Source organism: Pasteurella canis (genome assembly GCF_020810675.1).
In the GTDB taxonomy this organism is placed as follows: domain Bacteria; phylum Pseudomonadota; class Gammaproteobacteria; order Enterobacterales; family Pasteurellaceae; genus Pasteurella; species Pasteurella canis.
The window spans coordinates 814,210-829,996 of record NZ_CP085871.1 but is presented as its reverse complement, the minus strand read 5'-3'; the positions used below and the strand labels follow the sequence as shown (position 1 = coordinate 829,996).

Annotated in this window: 18 protein-coding genes; 15 read left to right on the top strand and 3 right to left on the bottom strand. The window is 32.3% G+C overall.

Annotated features, from left to right (window positions below; genetic code table 11):
- The first annotated feature begins 58 nt into the window (after positions 1-58).
- The 7 genes from xthA to K7G93_RS03955 are packed head-to-tail and all read left to right on the top strand — an operon-like array spanning position 59 to position 5,777.
- Complete coding sequence (xthA, locus tag K7G93_RS03985; protein ID WP_049214236.1) at positions 59-862, top strand: exodeoxyribonuclease III; 804 nt, start codon at positions 59-61, stop codon at positions 860-862.
- A gap of 9 nt (positions 863-871) precedes the next feature.
- Complete coding sequence (locus K7G93_RS03980; RefSeq protein ID WP_049214238.1) at positions 872-1,645, top strand: TIGR01619 family protein; 774 nt, start codon at positions 872-874, stop codon at positions 1,643-1,645.
- 22 nt (positions 1,646-1,667) lie between these two features.
- On the top strand, positions 1,668-2,555 hold the full coding sequence (locus tag K7G93_RS03975; RefSeq protein ID WP_224046268.1) for a choline kinase family protein: 888 nt from the start codon (positions 1,668-1,670) through the stop codon (positions 2,553-2,555).
- Between the two features lie 3 nt (positions 2,556-2,558).
- Positions 2,559-3,470: a DMT family transporter gene (locus tag K7G93_RS03970; protein ID WP_049214241.1), complete on the top strand. Its 912-nt coding sequence runs from the start codon at positions 2,559-2,561 to the stop codon at positions 3,468-3,470.
- Positions 3,467-4,162 (top strand): NTP transferase domain-containing protein, encoded by a 696-nt coding sequence (locus tag K7G93_RS03965; RefSeq protein WP_049214243.1) that lies wholly within the window; start codon positions 3,467-3,469, stop codon positions 4,160-4,162. The genes K7G93_RS03970 and K7G93_RS03965 overlap by 4 nt, the downstream gene beginning before the upstream one ends.
- Before the next feature lies 1 nt (position 4,163).
- Positions 4,164-4,970, top strand: coding sequence for a LicD family protein (locus tag K7G93_RS03960; protein WP_115322640.1), 807 nt, complete (start codon positions 4,164-4,166; stop codon positions 4,968-4,970).
- A gap of 6 nt (positions 4,971-4,976) precedes the next feature.
- Positions 4,977-5,777, top strand: coding sequence for a LicD family protein (locus tag K7G93_RS03955; RefSeq protein WP_223668240.1), 801 nt, complete (start codon positions 4,977-4,979; stop codon positions 5,775-5,777).
- A 166-nt stretch (positions 5,778-5,943) separates the two neighbouring features.
- Here K7G93_RS03955 and K7G93_RS03950 read toward each other — a convergent pair whose 3' ends face one another.
- On the bottom strand, positions 5,944-6,744 hold the full coding sequence (locus K7G93_RS03950) for a sulfite exporter TauE/SafE family protein (protein WP_049214249.1): 801 nt from the start codon (positions 6,742-6,744) through the stop codon (positions 5,944-5,946).
- Positions 6,745-7,096: 352 nt separating this feature from the next.
- Here K7G93_RS03950 and K7G93_RS03945 point away from each other — a divergent pair, with 352 nt between their 5' ends.
- From K7G93_RS03945 to K7G93_RS03925, 5 genes are all read left to right on the top strand, one after another.
- Positions 7,097-7,702 carry a Crp/Fnr family transcriptional regulator gene (locus K7G93_RS03945; RefSeq protein WP_049214251.1) on the top strand — a complete coding sequence of 202 codons (606 nt, stop codon included), beginning with the start codon at positions 7,097-7,099 and terminating at the stop codon, positions 7,700-7,702.
- A 276-nt stretch (positions 7,703-7,978) separates the two neighbouring features.
- Positions 7,979-8,521: a translation initiation factor IF-3 gene (infC, locus tag K7G93_RS03940; RefSeq protein WP_082303057.1), complete on the top strand. Its 543-nt coding sequence runs from the start codon at positions 7,979-7,981 to the stop codon at positions 8,519-8,521.
- A 212-nt stretch (positions 8,522-8,733) separates the two neighbouring features.
- The gene (gene rpmI, locus K7G93_RS03935; protein WP_005596065.1) at positions 8,734-8,931 is read left to right on the top strand and encodes a 50S ribosomal protein L35; all 198 of its coding nucleotides are present in this window, start codon (positions 8,734-8,736) and stop codon (positions 8,929-8,931) included.
- Positions 8,932-9,000: 69 nt separating this feature from the next.
- Complete coding sequence (gene rplT / locus K7G93_RS03930) at positions 9,001-9,354, top strand: 50S ribosomal protein L20 (RefSeq protein WP_005700416.1); 354 nt, start codon at positions 9,001-9,003, stop codon at positions 9,352-9,354.
- A gap of 798 nt (positions 9,355-10,152) precedes the next feature.
- Complete coding sequence (locus K7G93_RS03925) at positions 10,153-11,052, top strand: YadA C-terminal domain-containing protein (RefSeq protein WP_224046266.1); 900 nt, start codon at positions 10,153-10,155, stop codon at positions 11,050-11,052.
- Between the two features lie 291 nt (positions 11,053-11,343).
- Here the strand turns inward: K7G93_RS03925 and ftnA (K7G93_RS03920) are convergent, their stop codons facing one another.
- Both ftnA (K7G93_RS03920) and ftnA (K7G93_RS03915) read right to left on the bottom strand, forming a co-directional pair.
- Positions 11,344-11,844 (bottom strand): non-heme ferritin, encoded by a 501-nt coding sequence (ftnA, locus tag K7G93_RS03920; RefSeq protein ID WP_049214377.1) that lies wholly within the window; start codon positions 11,842-11,844, stop codon positions 11,344-11,346.
- A 14-nt stretch (positions 11,845-11,858) separates the two neighbouring features.
- Positions 11,859-12,344, bottom strand: a complete 486-nt coding sequence (gene ftnA / locus K7G93_RS03915; RefSeq protein ID WP_049214378.1) for a non-heme ferritin — start codon at positions 12,342-12,344, stop codon at positions 11,859-11,861.
- 351 nt (positions 12,345-12,695) lie between these two features.
- Between ftnA (K7G93_RS03915) and K7G93_RS03910 the strand changes: the two genes are divergently transcribed.
- The 3 genes from K7G93_RS03910 to K7G93_RS03900 all read left to right on the top strand — a co-directional run bounded on the left by K7G93_RS03910 (position 12,696) and on the right by K7G93_RS03900 (position 15,735).
- Entirely contained in the window at positions 12,696-13,748 is a 1,053-nt protein-coding gene (locus K7G93_RS03910; protein WP_228400499.1) for a 3-deoxy-7-phosphoheptulonate synthase, read from the top strand.
- Between the two features lie 12 nt (positions 13,749-13,760).
- Positions 13,761-14,885 carry a bifunctional chorismate mutase/prephenate dehydrogenase gene (tyrA, locus tag K7G93_RS03905; RefSeq protein WP_228400498.1) on the top strand — a complete coding sequence of 375 codons (1,125 nt, stop codon included), beginning with the start codon at positions 13,761-13,763 and terminating at the stop codon, positions 14,883-14,885.
- 226 nt (positions 14,886-15,111) lie between these two features.
- Positions 15,112-15,735: an L-threonylcarbamoyladenylate synthase gene (locus K7G93_RS03900; RefSeq protein ID WP_049214381.1), complete on the top strand. Its 624-nt coding sequence runs from the start codon at positions 15,112-15,114 to the stop codon at positions 15,733-15,735.
- Positions 15,736-15,787: the final 52 nt, after the last annotated feature.

Here is a 15,787-nt window from a genome sequence, read left to right as displayed (position 1 = left end):
CTTTTATATACCAGTATAATGCCAAGTTTATAAGTGACATTAATAAGGAAATATACTAATGAAAATTATCTCTTTTAATATCAATGGGTTGAGAGCAAGACCACACCAGCTAGAAGCCGTCATTGAAAAATATCAGCCAGATGTATTGGGATTACAAGAGATTAAAGTTGCTGATGAAGCTTTTCCTTATGAATTAGTTCAACATTTGGGATACCACATTTTCCATCATGGGCAAAAAGGACATTATGGTGTGGCTTTGCTAACTAAAGAGAAACCCAAAGCGGTACGTAAAGGATTCTCGACAGATAAAGACGATGCACAAAAACGTATTATTATGGCTGACTTAGAAACGGAGTTTGGTTTATTAACCGTTATTAATGGTTATTTCCCACAGGGTGAAAGCCGACATCATGAAACAAAATTTCCAGCAAAAGAAAAATTTTATGCAGATTTACAGCATTATTTAGAAAAAGAGCACCCAGTCGATAATCCGATTATTGTCATGGGGGATATGAATATCAGCCCAACTGATTTAGATATTGGTATTGGCGAAGAAAGTCGCAAACGTTGGTTACGTACTGGAAAATGTTCTTTTTTACCAGAAGAAAGAGAATGGATAAACCGCTTATATAACTATGGTTTAGTCGATACTTTTCGCCATTTAAATCCTGAAGCTAGTGATAAATTTTCATGGTTTGATTATCGTTCAAAAGGGTTTGATGATAATCGTGGGTTACGTATTGATCATATTATCGCAAATCATACTTTAGCCGAGCGCTGTGTGGAAACTGGAATTGCATTGGATATCCGAGCAATGGATAAGCCTTCTGATCATGCACCTGTTTGGGCTGTATTTAAATAAGGCAAGATGATGGCACTAGAACAAAGCTGGCAAAATTATCGTTCAGTTATAAATGATAAGCTAGCTATCTTTTCAATTAATCTTGAAGTTTTAAAAAAATTTCCCTCAGAAGTAAGTCATAAAATTATACAATTTCAGTTTCCATATGATGTGATTGATGAAAATCAATTGCCTGCATTGGAAACTTATCAAGACTTAATGGGAAAAGTATTTAAAGTGTGGAGTCAATTGTGTGCATTACCAAACACGTTATATGCAGGACATGTTTTTTCGGCAGGTAATGCACAGCTCTACTTTTATTGTGATAATGCAGAAGTTGTTTTAGACGTATTACAACAGTTTGATCATATTGAAAATATTAATATTCAAGATGATCCTAATTGGGATATTTATTTTGATTTTTTATTACCTTCCCCATTGGAAATGAAAATTAATGCAACAGAAGAAGTGCTCGATTTACTTGTTCAAAATGGACGAAATCTCTCAGAGCCTTATTTGATTGAACATGGATTTCATTTTGAAGATGAAAATAATATGTTCCAATTTATGGAGTATTTTAATTTACAGCAGATTGACTTTATTTCAATGCAATACAGTAATACTCCTATACTTCTTGATGATGAAGCGCCCTTTTATGTTGTGAAATTAGAACAAGAGCTTAGATTAGATAGTATAGATATTTTTAAATATGTTGAGGAATTTGAACATATTGCATCACAATTTAATGGTGAATATATAGGTTGGGAATGCGACTCATTGCATAATCAAGAACAGTTGAATTAAGTAATAAGTAAGATAATTTATAATGGAAACAATAAAAAATATTATTCAGGAGAAATTAAGTCTACCGCTTTCATCAATATCGCAAGTTTCTTTTTTAGGTGGGATGACAAATAAAAATTATATTGTAAACACTGAGACGGATAGCTATGTTGTCAGAATTCCTGGGGCTATGACTGAAAATTTAATTGTTCGCGATAATGAAGCAACAAATAGTCTTGCAATGTCTGAAGCAGGATTTAATGTAGAAACTTGTTTTTTTGATTCTACATCAGGTATCAAAATTACAAAATATTTATCAGAGAGTTGTACATTAGATCATCAAAGCATCAAAAATTTTTCAAATTTAAAATTTATTGCAGAAAAATTATATTTACTTCACCAGTCGCCAATTAAACTCGCTAATCGATTTGATGTGTTTGAAGAGTTTGATAAATATATGGGTTTATTAAAAAATAAAGCACATTTTTATCAGTATAATGACAGTATTGCAGATTTATTAGTGTTTTTCCAAACTATCCAAATTTATTTTTCTCAAAATATGACTTCTCTTACTGTTTGTCACAATGATTTAGTGCCAGAGAATATCCTTTTAAAAGAAAATAATGTTTATTTCATTGATTGGGAATATTCAGGTATGAATGATCCTATGTTTGATATTGCGGCCTTTCTTTTAGAAGCCAAATTAGATAAGACACAACAAGATTTCTTTTTGCAATGTTATTTTAAAAAGCCAGAAGAGATAAAAGAAGCATCAGTAAAAATTGCATTTTATCAGTTTACTCAAGATGTTTTATGGTTCGTGTGGACCTTAGTTAAAGAGGAAAATGGCGAGTTTTTTGCTGATTATGGGAAAAATCGTATTGAGAGAGCAATTTCTTTTATGCATGCTTGGAAAGCGGAAAAGGAATAAGTTATGAGGCAGTATGCTGGATATTTCTGGGGGATTCTATCGGGTTTATTATGGGGAATTGCAGGTATTCTGTATGAGCTGTTAAGTTCATATTACCCGTTGACTAGCTCATTGACGATTATATTATTCCTATTATTGATAATAGAATTTTCGGCTTTTATGTTTTGTGCTGTTTCACATTATAAATTAAATTTATTTAAGCAATTTGAATTAAAAAATAAAAGCGTATATCTAGGTATTCTCGCTGGTATGATTGGTGGCCCAATAGGCATGCTATGTTATTTGCAAGCAATTCAGTATATCGGTGTGGGTTATGCGGCACCAATCTCATCTATTTATCCTGTTTTTGGTACTATTTTTGCCTTTCTGTTTTTAAAAGATGCTATTACAAAATTAGGTATAATTGGGTTATGTCTAGCGATAGGTTGTACAATATTACTGGGATTAGATATAAGCAACTCTCAATTTTCTGTTTTAGGTATTGTTTTAGCGATCACTTGCGCTATAAGTTGGGGAGGCGAAATTGTTATATCCTCTTATGTCATGCAATCGATTAAGTCTTCTAGTGCTTATTTTTTAAGGCAATTAGGTTCTAGTTTTGGATATATTATTCTTGTTTTGTATCTTGATGTAGAATTTTTTAATTCTATTGAATTTTTTAAAGATACGAGGTTTCTTACTATTATTATTTTCATTATCCTTTCTTCAATGGCATCTTATTTTTTATATTATAGAGCAATTTATTTAATCAAACCGATAAGAGCAATGATGCTCAATATTACGTATGGTTTTTGGATTATTCTTATTGGCTTTCTCTTAAATGGGAAGCATATTGATATAATGACAATGTTACTTGTGATTGGTGTTGTTTTAGGTGCAGGACTGACATTAAAAGATAAGAGGGAGAATATATGAATGCAATTATATTAGCTGCTGGTTTAGGGAGCCGTTTTAAAGAAATTACAAAAAATACGCATAAAGCATTACTCCCTATTGATGGAATGCCAAATATAGAAAGAACAATTACATATTTAAAGCAGGCAGGTATAGATAATATTTATATTGTAACAGGTCATTTATCAGAGCAGTTTAACTATTTATCTGAACAATATGGTTGCCATCTTTTATATAATGAAAAATATAAGGATTATAATAGCATTTATTCTTTTGCAGTTGCAAAAACATATTTTTCTGACAGTTATATTATTGACTCTGATGTTGTTTTATTTAGAAATATTTTTTTAAATCCTCCTGAGACAAGTTGTTATTTTGTTGTTAAAAGACCAAAAAGTGAAGATAAAGAGTGGGTACCTATTTTAAATGATGCAGGAAAGATCATAAAAATAGAAGTAACAAATGCCCATCTTCCTAGCTTATTAGGGGTTTCCTTTTGGTCAAAAAATGACAGTGATATAATTAAGAAAAAGCTGGAAGCGTATCTTTGTCCGACAATACTAAGCCAAAGCGCTCTTTATTGGGATAATATTCCGATGGAAGTGATTACTGAATTAGATGTCAGAACAATTGAGTTGTCACCATCTGATGGTTATGAAATGGATAATTTAATCCAATATGAATTTATTTTAAATAATTTGGTTAGAAAATAATATGAGAACAATAACACTTCGTGAACATCAATTGATAACGTTAGATATTTTAAAGTATTTCAATAAAATTTGTGTTGAACATAATATTCAATATTCATTAGGAGGCGGGACTTTAATTGGCGCTGTACGCCATCAAGGTTTCATTCCATGGGATGATGATATTGATATTTATATGTGTCGAGATGAATATGAAAAATTTGTTCAAATATGGGAGAGCTTAAACCATACAAGATATAGATTATCATTGGCAGAGAGAATTGATGGGGTTTCTGTTGGTGAAACAACAAAAATTTATGATTTGAAAACACATTTAGTGGAAACAAATGATGATGTTTATGGCATTTTTATTGATATTTTTGTTTGGGATGGTGTACCTGATGAACCTAAAGAAATTTTTTCAATAATGCAGAAACATAAAAGGTTAAAAGCACATTACTTCTCTATTGATAAACGCGAAAAAAAATATCAAAACTCAAAATTTTTTAACTACATTATTCAAAAATTAAAATCTTATTTCTTCAATAAGATGATGTCACATGTATATTCTTTTCAGAAAAAATATCCTATCAATCAAACTAAGACGATAGCAATGGTCTTATTTGATTATAATAATTGGGATAAAGCTTATATGCCGAAAGAATATTTTGATGATGTAGTATACTTACCTTTTGAAGGGGAGTTATATCCTGTTATGAAAGGATATCATGAGCATTTAACATTATACTATGGGGATTATATGCAGCTTCCTCCAGTAGAACAAAGGGTGCCGCACCATATAAAAGAAGTGTATTTATTAGAAGATATGTAGGTTCTTATGAAAAGAATTACGTTGCGAGAACATCAGATAATTGCATTAGATATTTTAAAATATTTTAATCAAATTTGTTTATCACATGGAATTAAATATTCATTAGGCGGAGGAACATTAATTGGCGCTGTACGCCATCAAGGTTTCATTCCATGGGATGATGATGTGGATGTTTATATGTGTCGAGATGAATATGAAAAATTTGTTCAAGCATGGCAGCATCAACAACATACAAAGTATGATTTATCTCTTGCTGAACGTATTGATGGAATGATACCTGGTGAAATGACAAAAATTTTTGATAAAGAAACGCGTTTAGTTGATACTAAAGGAAGAACTACTGGGATTTTTATTGATATTTTTATTTGGGATGGGGTGCCAAATGAGCCATCTGTCATTTATAAAGCAATGAAAAAGCACCGCCGACTTAAATTAAGACTATCCTCTTGCCGTAAAAGATGGTATCGCGCGCAAGAGAATAGTCTTATGAAGGTCGTTTTTTCTAAATTATCTCATTATTTTTTTCATAAGATGATGACACACTTAACCTCATTTCAACAGAAATATCCTATTGAAAGAGCTGATTATATTGGATTATTTTTATCAGATTATGGTGGTTGGCAAAAATCATATATGCCGAAAGCGTATTTTTCTGATGTCGTCTATTTAGATTTTGAGGGTGAAACGTTTCCTGTCATGAATGGCTACCATGAACATTTAACAATGTATTACGGAGATTATATGCAACTTCCTCCTGTACATGAGCAAAAACCACATCATACAGTTGAAGCTTATAAACTGAGTTAATATGATTTAAAGAAAATAGTGTCAAACTGAAATGGACTTGTTGGGCGTCTTATTCATTTATGAGTAGGCGCCTAATTTTTGGAGATAAATTATTCTGGCATGACAAAGCACAAAAGCATAGAGTAAATTCTTAAAATCTAGACCGCACTTTTATGATGTTATAATGTTATTTAGTCAAATGGACAATCAACATATAACTTGCGATGGCGAGTAAAATACAACCAAGTAATTTTCTTGCTAAATCAGGTTTTAGAATACCACGAATTTTCATTGATAAGAAACTCGTTACAAAAGAACTGAGCACTACAAGGGTTACCACCGAAAAATTGACATAACCAACTTGCCAGCCGTAATCAAGATGAAATGGCGGTGTTTTAGATAAATAACCATAAAGGCTACCCAAGCCGCCGATGACCATCATGTAATTAGTATAAGGCGCAATTTGATAGGGCTTAACGCTGCGTAACTGACCAATTAATGGTGCCATAATGGATCCGCCACCGATCCCCGTCATACCTGCAACACTGCCGCCAAATAAACATAAAAACATACCTTTTAATCCATCATTCGTAGCAACGGTGAGATTATCTCCTACTGAATTGTGGAAGATTGTGCGTAATGCAAGTAAGCCGAGTGTTGTAACAAAAACAGCGATAATGATGTTGTCATGTAAATAAAAGCTAGCTTCAAAACCAAGTTGGACGCCAATAATCATACCAAATGACCATAACAGCATAGATTTAATATTAATTTGAATTTTTTGTTTATAAAAATAAGCTAAATTAATTAAAGCGGAACCAATAACAATGGTTAATGAAGTCGCAGCAATCATTTGTAATGGAAAATCTGGAAATAGTGTATAGAGAATCGGGACCATAAGTACACCACCTCCAATACCAAAGACGGCAGACATAAGATTTGTGAGCATGCCACAAAGTATTAAAATCACGATCAATTGTGTATCCATAACAAAAAACCTCGTATTTTTTGTGTATTATGTCTTGAGATACTTTTAACCTATTATGATCATGCTCATATTTGAAAAAAAATCTCATTGTTTAGTTAATGTTGAGAGTCTCACGATATGATAATCATCATAGATATTTGATTTTTTACTATGTTAGATTGATTAGCATGATTTTATTAAACATTTTGTTTTAAAAGAGAAATGCATAATCTCTGGCAGATCTATTTATTTGCTTCCTTCTTTAGGATGCTTTTATTAAGTCGATTTGGCATGTTTATTATTAACCTTATCGTTTTGTAGTAGACTGTTATAAAATACGCAAAATGACGTTAGATACCTATTAAGGAAGAGTATGGATAATATCTCTATTTTGCCGACGGATTTACAATATTGTCAGCTCACTTATTTACATCAATTAATTAAAGGAATGACTGTCTATCAACAAGGTGAAGTCGCGCAGGAATTTTATTTTGTGAAGCAGGGATTGGTAGGTTTATATCATACGCTCGATAATGGCAAAGAAAGCCTAGTGAGATTATATCGGCAAGGCGATTATTTTGGTTTTCGTACTTTGTTTGGTTTGGGTGATAGCCGTTATCATTGTAATGCGAAAGTTTTAATTGAAGCGGAAATTATTCGTATCAAACCAGAAAATATTGACCGCTTTTTCTTACATAATACAGAACTGAGTAAATTACTTTTACAAACCTTAGCGAATGAACTGCGAGATGCTGAGCAACGCCTTGCTAAAAGTGCGTATTTACGTACTTTAGATCGTGTCATTGACAGTCTGTGCTTTTTAACAACCAATTTCCCGTATTATAACTGGACTTATCGTGAAATTGCAGAATATGCGGGTTGTGAAACAGAAACAGCCATTCGTATCGCCAAAGAATTAAAACAAAATGGCTTATTTACAGATCTTTTACCGAGTCATAAAGGAAAAACAACTAGTTAACATAAAAATAAAATGTATTTTTATACTAAATCTAAGTAAAGCAGAAACCTTAAGCGAATCATAAGACATAAGTTCAGCATATATAAAACACATAAGGTTATTTAACTTTTTCTAAAGGTGTTGTATAACATTACCTGTTAAAAATCACTGAATTTTTATTGCGTAAATGTGTAAAATCCAGTAGAATCCAGACCGTTTTTGTTTATTTTTAAACAGTAAATAATCTTCTTCTGCTCAGCAGATGAAAGCAATATAAACTAATAGAGGAATAAGACTATTAAGACCGTAAAAAAAGCACCCGTTGCTAATCGTCCGAATCGCATTAATGATGAAATTCGAGTGAAAGAAGTTCGTTTGATTGACCAAGATGGCGAACAAGCAGGTATTGTATCAATTCAACAAGCATTAGAGATGGCTGAGCAAGCTGAATTAGATCTCGTTGAAATTAGTCCAAATGCAGAGCCGCCAGTGTGTCGCATTATGAATTACGGTAAATTCCTTTATGAAAAAGGTAAAGCGGCAAAAGAGCAGAAGAAGAAACAGAAAGTTGTCCAAGTGAAGGAAATTAAATTCCGTCCTGGTACAGACGAAGGCGACTATCAGGTAAAACTACGCAGCCTGATTCGCTTTTTAGAAGAAGGGGACAAAGCCAAAATAACAGTTCGTTTCCGCGGACGTGAAATGGCACACCAAGACATCGGCTTAGAGGTGTTAGAACGTGTCAAAAACGATCTAGCAGATATTTCAGTGGTAGAATCTGCACCTGGAAAACTCGAAGGTCGTCAAGCTGTCATGGTACTTGCTCCTAAAAAGAAATAATTAGCGCAAGATCAAGTAATTAAGTGCGGTCGAAATTTTTGCAGTTTTGACCGCACTTTAATTCGCCTAATTATTAAAAGTAGAGCTTTTAAATTTAACTAATACTATAGAAGCAGATGTCTAATGCCATGTGCAGAGGAATTTAGTGAATAAGTAAAGGTGAAAATTTAAAGGTGTAATTGATATTCAACAATGCGGAGTTATAAAGACTTATGCCTAAAATTAAAACAGTACGTGGTGCTGCGAAGCGTTTCAAAAAAACAGCTTCAGGCGGTTTCAAACGTAAACAATCTCACTTACGTCATATTTTGACTAAAAAGACAACTAAGCGTAAACGTCATTTACGTCATAAATCAATGGTTGCGAAAGCTGACCAAGTTTTAGTAGTAGCGTGCTTACCATACGCATAAGCTGCGTTTTAAGTACAGTCGTACGATTAGTTAAATTTTTAGATTCATAGACAAATAGGAGATTAAATAATGGCTCGTGTAAAACGTGGTGTTATTGCAAGAGCACGCCATAAGAAAGTTCTTAAGGCTGCTAAAGGTTATTATGGTGCTCGTTCACGTGTTTATCGTGTTGCGTTCCAAGCAGTAATTAAAGCTGGTCAATATGCATACCGTGACCGTCGTCAACGTAAACGTCAATTCCGTCAATTATGGATTGCTCGTATCAACGCTGCAGCACGTCAAAACGGTTTATCTTACAGCAAATTCATCAATGGCTTAAGAAAAGCGTCTGTTGAAATCGATCGTAAGATCCTTGCTGATATAGCAGTATTCGACAAAGTGGCTTTTGCTGCATTAGTAGAAAAAGCAAAATCTGCACTTTAATTTTAAAGTCAAAATGCATTAGGACGCGATTTAGCGTCCTTTTTTGTGACTAAAATATTGCTCATTATCACTTTCCTCTCGCCTAGCTAAGCAGTTTGTCGTTATTCTGAATTATTTATTTTGTCTATTTCCCTTTAATCGAGTCTTTCTATATTGAAGACGTAGATTGATATGAATCCAGTTCGTTTATTTCTCTCTTATTTTATCGCTTATGTAAAAATTTGATAATCTATCTCATGAAATGATACCAAGAAAGAGTTGGACATTTTCTCATTATTTGACTTAGAGGCAATTTCTATTGATTAGATTTTATTAAAAAATAGTCTATTTTTCGTTGTTTTGAATAAATATAAAATAAAAAGTAGATTGTATTTTTATTCTAAATTTAATTAATAATTCAATTTTTAATTTGTAATTGATATATAAGTAAATTAATTAATGATTAAAATTAATCCTATCTCATAATTAAATTTAAAATTATATTTTTATATTGATTATTTTAAAGTCTATTAATGATTAAAATATAATTTAATTAATCTATAATAATTTTTATTATTGAGTTTATTTTTTGATTTGTTATTGAATATTTAACATTCAGTAGTTTTTTATTTGTTCCAACTTGGTTTTTTATTTGCTCATTTGAAATAAAAAATAAAAAAAAGGCTTGTGCTAAAAAACAAATTATATAGAATCTCGAAGTGTATTTAATATACCAGTAGGATACTTGGTTATTAAATAACAGAATGGATTGAAATTTGAATAAATATAAGTCGTATAAGTAATCAAGGAGAAAACTTAATGAATTTATCAAAAATTGCCGTCGGAGTAGCGGTATCTTTTTACTTAATAAGTAATACTACATTAGCTAAAGCTGAATATATTAGTATAGAAGATAAAATAGGGTTAAAGTATAATAATATTTTTCAAGAAAATGGACTTGATAAAATTGATCTTGATTCTATTAACATTGCAAATGGACCTATAAAAATAGAAGACCATCATTCTAAAGCTCTAATGGAATCATATGCTTATGCGAGTGCTATTGAGTTATTAAATAGTTGGAAAACTTTAAATATAACTAATAATCCTAAGTATTATAATAAAGATAAGCGTGAAATGAGAGACTATTCTGTTTATCATGTATTTAAATTTATTAATGATGAGATTAATACTAATGAAGATCTAATTAATAAAAATTCAAATGATATAAAATCTACTATTAGTAAGATTGATAAACTATACTCTGAAAAAGCCGATATTAAAGAAATGGAAAAGAATATTGTAGCTACTACTACTACCAATAAAAAGCTAATTGAAGAAAACAAGAAAAATATTAATACAAATAAATCTTCAATTGAAGGAAATAAAAAATCCATGTCAGAACTGAATGCTAAAATTGAGCTAAATCATAAATCAATTCAAGATGTAAAATCACAATTAAATGCACGTTTAAATAACTTAAATAAAGATCTTCGTCGTGGTTTGGCGACACAATCTGCCTTAACAGGATTATTCCAACCATATAGCGTGGGTAAAATGAACGTGACTGCCGCAGTAGGGGGCTATCAATCAGAAAAAGCGATTGCGGTTGGTAGTGGTTATCGTTTCAATGACAACTTCGCGGCGAAAGTCGGATTGTCGAAAAGCCTAGGTGGTTCAGCTGTGTCTTATAACATGGGTGTTAACTACGAATTCTAATGTCATCTAAATGATTTAGATAATGTGTTTCTTTTGCTGAAATAACAAAGTAACTTAATATATGATTTTTTATAGAAAATTAATGGAATAATTTTGACTTAATAAATTAGTTGAGTTTTTCTTTGTTTTTAATAAAACCCACTTTAAGTGGGTTTTATTGTTTTAATTAACTAGAGAATTCATGATTTTTAAATAAAAAATAAAGTTTAAGCTGTAAGTATTAAAAAAGGTTGAATAGATTTTAACCTTTAATGTATGTTGATTTTTCCTTATTAAGCTGAATTATTTATATTATTTAGTAGTGATTGCTAAATTGCCTAAATCTTTATCAATTAAGAAAAGCCCTTTACCATCTTCACCGAGTAAATTCAGTTTATCTAAAATACCACTAAACAGCTTTTCTTCTTCATGTTGTTCTGCCACATACCATTGTAAGAAGTTAAATGCTGAATAATCTTTCTCTTCAAATGTTTTACCTACTAAAGTATTAATTTTTTCAGTAATTAATTTTTCATGTTTATAAGTAATTTCTATGATTTCTTTCAAGCTTGAATATTGATGGGCTGGGGCGGCAATTTCACCAATAATGGCTAAAGCGCCTGTTTCATTTAAATAAGTAAATAGTTTACGCATATGCTGCATTTCTTCTGCTGCATGAGCAGCTAGGAATTTTGCAGTACCATCAAAACCATTTTGCTCACACCAAGCACTCATTTGCAAATATAAATTAGAAGAATAGAACTCAAGGTTCATTTGCTCATTTAATAAATTAATAACATTTTGCGATAACATATTCTTCTCCTAAATTATAATGTTGCTAAATCACGATCAATAAAGTAAAGCGAACGCCCGTCTTCACCTAATAAATTAAACTTATCAATAATACTATTAAATAACATTTCTTCTTCGTGCTGTTCTGCGACATACCATTGTAAGAAATTAAACGTTGAGTAGTCTTTATCTGCGAAAGTGACTTCAACAAGCTCATTAATTTTGGCGGTCACAAATTTTTCATGCTCTAGCGTGATCTCAAAAATTTCTTTTAATGTTTTGTAGTCATTTTTAGGTGCTTCGATTTTACCTAACAATGGCATACCACTTGTTTCACTCACATAATTGAATAATTTTTGCATATGCTCCATTTCTTCATCTGCATGGCGTAAAAGAAATGCCGCAGCGCCTTCATAACCATGATGTGCACACCATGCACTCATTTGTAAATAAACATTAGACGAATAAAATTCCAAATTAATTTGTTCGTTTAGCTTGTCTGTAATTGCTTTACTTAGCATAACTCACTCCTTTCCTTTGTTATGTTAAAAAATAATGAATAATAGATTGTTATTTAATCTAACTGATGCTGGCATTGTATAGTCGTTATTGAGAATAAGCAAGATATTTTTAATTTAAATTGATTGTAAGTTATTAATTTATAATGATAAATTTAACAAAAACTATTCTCATTTGGAATGTGTAATTGAAAGAGATTATCAATTGCTATAATGACGAGTATTAACAATTTAAAAACAATTTTATTTAATGATTGAATCCTATTAAATTTTAATGTAATTTATTTATTACATTTAGTGTATTTTAAAGTTTACAATTTATCTATTTCTTCTTAGATTTTAAGGATAATAAAAATGAATAGAGATAGCATCCATAACGTCAATATTGTTAGTGAGAAAGTACTGATTACGCCTCGTGAACTTAAGGATAAATTACCTTTATTAGCGCCATTACGTACACAGATAGAACAATCTCGCCGTGATATTGCGAATATCATTCACAAGAAAGATCCGCGTTTGTTAGTAGTTATAGGACCTTGTTCTATTCATGATCCTATCGCAGCCTTAGAATATGCTGCTCGTTTAAAAACCTTGTCTAATGAACTCAAAGATCAACTGTATATTGTTATGCGGGTTTACTTTGAGAAGCCAAGAACAACCATTGGTTGGAAAGGGCTAATTAATGATCCTAAAATTGATGGTTCTTTTGATGTTGAGCATGGTTTACATATTGCGAGAGAATTATTGTTGGAGTTAGCTGAAATGGGCTTACCTTTAGCGACAGAAGCCCTTGATCCAATTACGCCTCAATATATGGCGGATTTGTTTAGTTGGTCTGCGATTGGCGCTAGAACGACGGAATCACAAACTCACCGTGAAATGTCTTCTGGTTTATCTATGGCGGTTGGTTTTAAAAATGGGACAGATGGGAGTCTCGCGACGGCAATTAATGCGATGAAAGCCGCTTCAATGGGACACAGTTTTATTGGGATTAATCAGCAAGGGCAAGTAAATTTATTACATACAGCAGGAAATCCAGATGGACATGTGATTTTACGTGGGGGAAAAACGCCAAATTATGAAGCTGAATTTATTGTACAATGTGAACAGGCATTGGCAGAAGCTGGATTAGAACAAGCCATTATGATTGATTGTAGCCATGGTAATTCTAATAAAGATTATCGTTTACAACCTAAAGTAGCAAAAAATGCAGTACAACAAATTGTAGAGGGTAATCGTTCGATTATCGGCTTAATGTTAGAAAGTCATTTGCACGCAGGTAACCAAAGTGCAGAGCAGCCTGTAAGCGAAATGAAATATGGTGTTTCAATCACAGATGCCTGTATTGATTGGGAAACTACAGAAACATTATTACGCGATATAGCTTCAGCATTAAAGAAAAAATAAAGGGCTAGAGAAGTGGATGTATTAAAAGAATTAAGAGCACAAATAGATCAGGTGGATCGTGAGTTATTACAGCTGTTAGCGCAGCGGCTTGACTTAGTGAAACAAGTTGGTGAAGTAAAACACAAACATGGCCTACCTATTTATGTGCCAGAGCGTGAAATGGATATGCTTACTGCTCGTCGACTAGAAGCGGAGGCACTAGGCGTTTCTGCAGATTTGATTGAAGATGTGTTACGACGAGTCATGCGTGAATCTTATACAAGTGAAAATCAATTTGGTTTTAAAAAAGTAAATCCACAAATAAAGAAAATTGTCGTTGTAGGGGGTAGAGGGAAATTAGGCAGTTTATTTGTACGTTATTTTACGTTATCGGGTTACTATGTTGAAGTATTAGAGCGGGAAGATTGGCAAAGTGCGGTCGATATTTTAAAAAGTGCTGATGTTGTAATTGTATCAGTTCCTATTGCGAATACCGTAGAAACTATCAAGCGTTTAACGCCATTTTTAACAGAGAATATGTTATTAGCTGATTTGACTTCAGTTAAACGTGCACCATTAGCTGCGATGTTAGATTGTCATAAAGGAGCCGTATTGGGGTTACACCCGATGTTTGGGCCTGATATTGCCAGTATGGCGAAACAAGTCATTGTTCGTTGTGATGGTCGTTTTGAAGAACGTTATCAATGGTTAATTGAGCAAATACACATTTGGGGTGCTAAATTTTACTCAGTGGAAGCGACTGAACATGATCACAGTATGACCTATATTCAAGCATTACGCCATTTTTCTACATTTGCTAACGGTTTACATTTATCTAAGCAACCTGTGCAGCTTTCCAGTTTGCTTGCGTTATCTTCACCTATTTATCGTTTAGAGCTTGCGATGATTGGGCGTTTGTTTGCCCAGGATGCAGCGCTATATGCTGATATTATTTTAGATAAACCTGAAAATTTAGCTGTGATTGAAAGTTTAAAACAAAGTTATGAAGAAAGTTTAGCATTCTTCAGCCAAGGCGATAAACAAGGGTTTATTGATAGTTTTAATCAAGTAAAACAATGGTTTGGTGATTATTCTGAGCAATTTCTTAAAGAAAGCCGCCAATTATTACAACAAGCTAATGATTACAGGCAGCTTTGAATAGCCAACTGAGTGATAGAGCAGAATCGGCTATTTGGGATCTAATAACCCACTTTTTAAAGTGGGTTTATTTTTTTATCAGTTAACTCATGAAATATCTGCGTTTATTTTGTATTTTAACAAAGCGGACTTCTTTTTACTTTTGACTATTTTGTCTCAAATCGTTATTACATTGGCGTAACAAAGTGTATAATAAATATTATTTTTTGATAAAAATATTTAGATTATGAGTCAATTTTTTTATATTCACCCAGAAAATCCTCAAGCGAGATTAATCAATCAAGCAGTGAGTATTTTACGGGATGGTGGCGTGATTGTTTATCCGACTGATTCGGGTTATGCACTGGGTTGTATGATTGGTAATAAACATGCAATGGATAGAATAGTAAACATTCGTCAATTACCAGAAGGGCATAATTTTACACTAGTATGTAGTGATTTATCGGAGCTATCGACTTATTCGTTAGTGAATAATACTGCCTATCGCTTAATTAAAAATAATACACCTGGGCGTTATACGTTTATTTTAACAGCTACAAAAGAATTACCAAGACGTTTGATGACTTCAAAGCGTAAGACGATTGGTATTCGAGTGCCAGATAATCAAATTGCTTTAGATTTATTAAAAGCATTAGGTGAACCTATTTTATCTTGCTCGCTTATGCTACCTGGTGAGGAATATATCACACAATCAGATCCAGAAGAGATTAGAGAGCGTTTGGAGCACCAAGTGGATTTAATTATTCATGGTGGATATCTTGGTCAAGAACCGACAACAGTAGTTGATTTAACAGAAGATACCCCCGTTATTATGCGTGAAGGTAGTGGTACCATTACTCCTTTTATCTAACGCATATTATTTTATTTATCTAGACGCTTGTGAAAGCGACAATTTAGAGGAA

What these genes read in the sequence shown, in the direction of transcription:
- xthA (WP_049214236.1), top strand. Translation starts at nt 59, where the DNA reads ATGAAAATTATCTCTTTTAATATCAATGGGTTGAGAGCAAGACCACAC.
- K7G93_RS03980 (WP_049214238.1), top strand. Translation starts at nt 872, where the DNA reads ATGGCACTAGAACAAAGCTGGCAAAATTATCGTTCAGTTATAAATGAT.
- K7G93_RS03975 (WP_224046268.1), top strand. Translation starts at nt 1,668, where the DNA reads ATGGAAACAATAAAAAATATTATTCAGGAGAAATTAAGTCTACCGCTT.
- K7G93_RS03970 (WP_049214241.1), top strand. Translation starts at nt 2,559, where the DNA reads ATGAGGCAGTATGCTGGATATTTCTGGGGGATTCTATCGGGTTTATTA.
- K7G93_RS03965 (WP_049214243.1), top strand. Translation starts at nt 3,467, where the DNA reads ATGAATGCAATTATATTAGCTGCTGGTTTAGGGAGCCGTTTTAAAGAA.
- K7G93_RS03960 (WP_115322640.1), top strand. Translation starts at nt 4,164, where the DNA reads ATGAGAACAATAACACTTCGTGAACATCAATTGATAACGTTAGATATT.
- K7G93_RS03955 (WP_223668240.1), top strand. Translation starts at nt 4,977, where the DNA reads ATGAAAAGAATTACGTTGCGAGAACATCAGATAATTGCATTAGATATT.
- K7G93_RS03950 (WP_049214249.1), bottom strand. Translation starts at nt 6,744, where the DNA reads ATGGATACACAATTGATCGTGATTTTAATACTTTGTGGCATGCTCACA.
- K7G93_RS03945 (WP_049214251.1), top strand. Translation starts at nt 7,097, where the DNA reads ATGGATAATATCTCTATTTTGCCGACGGATTTACAATATTGTCAGCTC.
- rpmI (WP_005596065.1), top strand. Translation starts at nt 8,734, where the DNA reads ATGCCTAAAATTAAAACAGTACGTGGTGCTGCGAAGCGTTTCAAAAAA.
- rplT (WP_005700416.1), top strand. Translation starts at nt 9,001, where the DNA reads ATGGCTCGTGTAAAACGTGGTGTTATTGCAAGAGCACGCCATAAGAAA.
- K7G93_RS03925 (WP_224046266.1), top strand. Translation starts at nt 10,153, where the DNA reads ATGAATTTATCAAAAATTGCCGTCGGAGTAGCGGTATCTTTTTACTTA.
- ftnA (WP_049214377.1), bottom strand. Translation starts at nt 11,844, where the DNA reads ATGTTATCGCAAAATGTTATTAATTTATTAAATGAGCAAATGAACCTT.
- ftnA (WP_049214378.1), bottom strand. Translation starts at nt 12,344, where the DNA reads ATGCTAAGTAAAGCAATTACAGACAAGCTAAACGAACAAATTAATTTG.
- K7G93_RS03910 (WP_228400499.1), top strand. Translation starts at nt 12,696, where the DNA reads ATGAATAGAGATAGCATCCATAACGTCAATATTGTTAGTGAGAAAGTA.
- K7G93_RS03900 (WP_049214381.1), top strand. Translation starts at nt 15,112, where the DNA reads ATGAGTCAATTTTTTTATATTCACCCAGAAAATCCTCAAGCGAGATTA.